Annotated in this window: 4 protein-coding genes; 2 read left to right on the forward strand and 2 right to left on the reverse strand. The window is 69.3% G+C overall.

Annotated elements, in window-relative coordinates:
• Together AC27IQ_RS19785 and AC27IQ_RS19790 are read right to left on the reverse strand one after the other, a co-directional pair.
• Positions 1-567, reverse strand: a 567-nt coding sequence (locus AC27IQ_RS19785) for a LysR family transcriptional regulator (RefSeq protein ID WP_487090502.1), incomplete at its 3' end; no start/stop codon positions are given.
• A 112-nt stretch (positions 568-679) separates the two neighbouring features.
• Complete coding sequence (locus AC27IQ_RS19790; RefSeq protein WP_487090503.1) at positions 680-1,138, reverse strand: thioesterase domain-containing protein; 459 nt, start codon at positions 1,136-1,138, stop codon at positions 680-682.
• Positions 1,139-1,288: 150 nt separating this feature from the next.
• Between AC27IQ_RS19790 and AC27IQ_RS19795 the strand changes: the two genes are divergently transcribed.
• Together AC27IQ_RS19795 and AC27IQ_RS19800 are read left to right on the forward strand one after the other, a co-directional pair.
• Positions 1,289-2,293, forward strand: a complete 1,005-nt coding sequence (locus tag AC27IQ_RS19795) for a tripartite tricarboxylate transporter substrate binding protein (protein ID WP_284431531.1) — start codon at positions 1,289-1,291, stop codon at positions 2,291-2,293.
• A 96-nt stretch (positions 2,294-2,389) separates the two neighbouring features.
• Complete coding sequence (locus AC27IQ_RS19800; RefSeq protein WP_487090504.1) at positions 2,390-3,940, forward strand: UxaA family hydrolase; 1,551 nt, start codon at positions 2,390-2,392, stop codon at positions 3,938-3,940.
• The last annotated feature ends 204 nt before the right edge of the window (positions 3,941-4,144 follow it).

Below are 4,144 nucleotides of genomic sequence, written 5' to 3' on the forward strand. Positions count from 1 at the left end.
GGCCAGGGGATGCCCCGGTCGCACGACGGCGACCATGGGGTCGTCGTAGAGGGCCTCGGTTTCCAGGTCGGGCGAGGCGTAGCCCGGCTCCAGGCGGCCGACGAACAGGTCCAGCTCGCCCAGGCGCAGCTTCGGCAGCAGGCGCGTCAGGTCGCCCTCTTCGATCAGCACGGTGGTGTGGCGGGACCGGGCCTTGAGCTGTTCCACCGCCTGCGCCAGCAGCACGGGCGTGGCGGCCACCATGGCGCCCACGCTGGTGCGGCCGCGCGCGCCGCTGGCCTCGGCGGCGATCTCGTCGCGGGTGCGGTCGTAGCCAGCCAGCACCGACCGCGCGAAGCGCACCACGCTCGCACCGGCTGCGGTGGGCTCGGTGCCGCGGGTGGAGCGGTCGAACAGCGGCAGGCCGAACATGCGCTCGATCTCGGCCAGCGTCTTGGAGACGGCGGGCTGGGTGACGGAGAGGAAATCCGCCGCGCGGCCGACGTGGCGAAACTGGTCCAGCGCCACGAGCATCTGCAGGTGCCGCAGCTTGAGGTTGGAGCGTAAAACGCGGTCGATCTGGCTCATGGGGCGTGGGCGTGGAAGGTGGTGGAAGGAAAGGACAGGAAAGGAAGCCGCAGGTGGGCGATGCAGCACGTGCACCGGGGCACAGGCCGGCACGGGCTGGCCGCCGCTCCGGTCAGCGGTGCAGCACGAACTGCCCGGTGAACTGCACCGAATCGTCCTCGCTGCCCTCGGCCCGGACGCGGGTGTGCAGCGCCAGCCGCGCGCGGCCGCGGCGCTGGTACGTGGTGATGAAGGTGCGCCACAAGGCCGGGTCGGGCGCCTCGCAGATCGCCACCGCGGCCCCGCGCACGGGCAGCGGGTAGCGGATGCGGCTCTCCTGGATCACGATGTGGCCGCCCTCGATGCCCGCCTCCCGCAGGCGCAGGTGCAGCCAGCCCCAGCCGGCCAGCACGGCGCCGCAATACAGGCTGCCGCCGAACATGGTGCTTTTGTGGTTGACGTTGGGCTCCAACGGCAAATGCAGGTGCAGCGCGTGGCCCTCCCAGCGCAGCACGGTCAGGCCCATGTCGCGGGTGAGCGGGATGTCGTGGTGCAGCACCTGCTGCAAGGCCTCGGTCGGCTCGGTGGTCATCGGTGCGTCCTTTCAACGAAGGGGAAGGTGCCGTTCGGCTTCATAACCTAAAGGCTATGAAGCGAGTCTGCTAATTCATTGGAAAGCAATGATTGTCTGCCCAAGAATCCGGCCTGTGCTTTCCCGATAAAAAACAGACCGGAGACATCGATGAATTCTTCCCGCCCCTTGCAGCGGCGCCAGTTCGTGCTGGGCGCCGCCGGCGCGGCCGCGCTGGCCGCCACGTCCACCCTCCTTCCCTCCCGCGCCCTGGCCAACGGCTATCCCGAGCGCCCGATCACCTTCATCTGCCCCTGGCCGGCCGGCGGCACGGCCGACCAGTCGATGCGCACTCTGTGCACGGTGGCCGGCCGCATCCTGGGCCAGGCGGTGGCGGTGGAAAACCGCGCCGGGGCCTCCGGCATGATCGGCTCGAAGGCCCTGGCCTCCGCCCGGCCGGACGGCTACACGATCGGGCAGATCCCGATCTCGGTCACGCGGTTCTCGCAACTGGGCACCCTGCAGGCCGATCCGCGCAAGGACTTCACCTACCTCGCTCGCACCTCGGGCCAGACCTTCGGCATCGCGGTGCCGGCCGATTCGCGGTTCAAGACGCTGCAGGACTTCGTGCAGCACGCCAAGGCGAACCCCGGCCAGGTGACCTATGCGCACGCGGGGGTGGGCGGTGCCACGCACGTGGGCATGGAAGAATTCGCCAGCGTGGCGGGCATCCGCCTGAACCACGTGCCGTTCAAGGGCGGCGCCGAAGCGCTGCAGGGCGTGCTGGGCGGCCATGTGGATGCGCTGGCCGATTCCAGCTCATGGGCGCCGCATGTCGAGGCCGGCAAGCTGCGCCTGCTGGCCACCTGGGGCGAGCAGCGCACCGCGCGCTTCAAGGACACGCCCACGCTGCGCGAGCTGGGCTACGACGTGGTGGTGGATGCGCCCAACGGCATCGGCGCGCCCAAGGGGCTGGACCCGGCCATTGCGGCGAAGCTGCGCGAGGCCTTCCGCCAAGCCGTGGCGAGCCCCGAGTTCAAGGCCGTGGCCGACCGGCTCGATGCGCCGCTGCTTTACCTGGACGGCCCCGACTACGAAAAATACGTGAACACGGTCTACGCCAAGGAGACCGTGCTGATCGACAAGCTCAAGCTGCGCGAGCTGATGAAGAGCTGATGCCGAGCGAACGGGCGGCGGCATCGCAGCCGCCGCGCCGCCCCACCCTGCGAGAGAGCGCCCCTCCCGAAGCGCCCCCACCCGAAAGCCCCACCGATGAACGCCATTGCGCCGCTCCCCGCCCCCACCGACAGCCCGCTGCTGCACTTGCACCCCAACGACAACGTGCTGGTGGCCAAGTCGGCGCTGGCGATCGGGCAGGCCATTGCCGAACTGGGCGTGCGCACGCGCGCCCAGGTGCCGGCGGGCCACAAGATCGCCGCGCGGCGCATCGCGCAGGGCGAGCAGGTGAAGAAGTACGACACGGTGATCGGCGTGGCCACGCGCGACCTGGAGCCGGGCGACTACGTGCACAGCCACAACATCGAGCTGGTCGATTACTACCGCGACCCGGCCTTCGGCGCGGACGTGCGGCCGGTGGACTATGTGCCGCAAGCCGAGCGCGCCACGTTCCAGGGCTTCGTGCGCGAGGACGGCAGCGTGGGCACGCGCAACTTCATCGGCATCCTGTCGTCGGTGAACTGCTCGGCCACGGTCATCAAGCAGATCGCCGCGCACTTCACGCCCGAGCGGATGAAGGCCTTCCCGCACGTCGATGGCGTGGTGGCGTTCGCGCAGACGAGCGGCTGCGGCATGTCGTCGCCCAGCGAGCATTTCGACGTGCTGCGCCGCACGATCGCCGGCTATGCGCGCCACCCCAATCTGGCGGGCGTGCTGATCGTGGGCCTGGGCTGCGAGCGCAACCAGGTCGATGGGCTGGTGGATTCGCAAGGATTGCAGCGCGGGCGCCTGATGCGCACGCTGGTGATGCAGGAGGTGGGCGGCACGCGCGCCACCATCGCCGCGGGCGTGGAGGCGATCGAGGCGATGCTGCCCGCAGCCAACGCCGCGCGGCGCAGCACGGTGAGCGCCAGCCACCTCAAGATCGGGCTGGAGTGCGGCGGCTCGGATGGGTTCTCGGGCATCACGGCCAATCCGGCGCTGGGCGCGGCGATGGACGTGCTGGTGCGCCACGGCGGCACGGCCATCCTGTCGGAAACGCCGGAGATCCACGGCGTGGAGTTCATGCTCACGCGCCGCGCGGTCACGCCCGAGGTGGGGCAAAAATTGCTGGACCGCCTGGCTTGGTGGGAGCGCTACGCGGCCGGGCAGAACGCGCAGTTCAACGGCGTGGTGGGCCACGGCAACCAGGCCGGGGGGCTGGCGAACATCTTCGAAAAGTCGCTCGGCTCGGCGATGAAGGGCGGCACCACGCCGCTGCGCGCGGTGTACGAATACGCCGAGCGCATCGACGAGAGCGGCTTCGTCTTCATGGATTCGCCGGGCTACGACCCGGTGGCGGCCACGGGGCAGATCGCCAGCGGCGCGCAGCTGATCTGCTTTACCACCGGGCGCGGCTCGATGTTCGGCAGCAAGCCGGCGCCGACGATCAAGCTGGCCAGCAACACGGCCATGTACAAGCGGCTGGAGGAAGACATGGACATCAACTGCGGCGTGATCCTGGACGGCGAACTGACGGTCCCGGAGATGGGCCAGCGCATCTTCGAGCAGATCCTGCGGCACGCGAGCGGCGGCGCCACCAAGAGCGAGCTGCTGGGCCTGGGCGACCACGAATTCGTGCCGTGGCACCTGGGCATCGTGAGCTGATCCTGGCTGAACCGGGCCAGGCACCATCACTACAAAATTGATAGCAAGATGCCCTAGTGTTATTTGCACTGGAGCCCGATTTCATTCCAACCCCATTCTGTCCTTGCCATGCCCCTGACCCTGCCCCTGACTCTCCACCGCCCCGACCTGATCCGCAGCGCCAACTTCATCGCAGGGCACTGGCACCCCGGCCCCGGTGCACTG

This window comes from Acidovorax sp. KPB24-07 (assembly GCF_057543315.1).

Excerpts from the sequence above, each read along its gene's own strand:
- AC27IQ_RS19790 (WP_487090503.1), bottom strand. The coding sequence starts at position 1,138 with ATGACCACCGAGCCGACCGAGGCCTTGCAGCAGGTGCTGCACCACGAC.
- AC27IQ_RS19795 (WP_284431531.1), top strand. The coding sequence starts at position 1,289 with ATGAATTCTTCCCGCCCCTTGCAGCGGCGCCAGTTCGTGCTGGGCGCC.
- AC27IQ_RS19800 (WP_487090504.1), top strand. The coding sequence starts at position 2,390 with ATGAACGCCATTGCGCCGCTCCCCGCCCCCACCGACAGCCCGCTGCTG.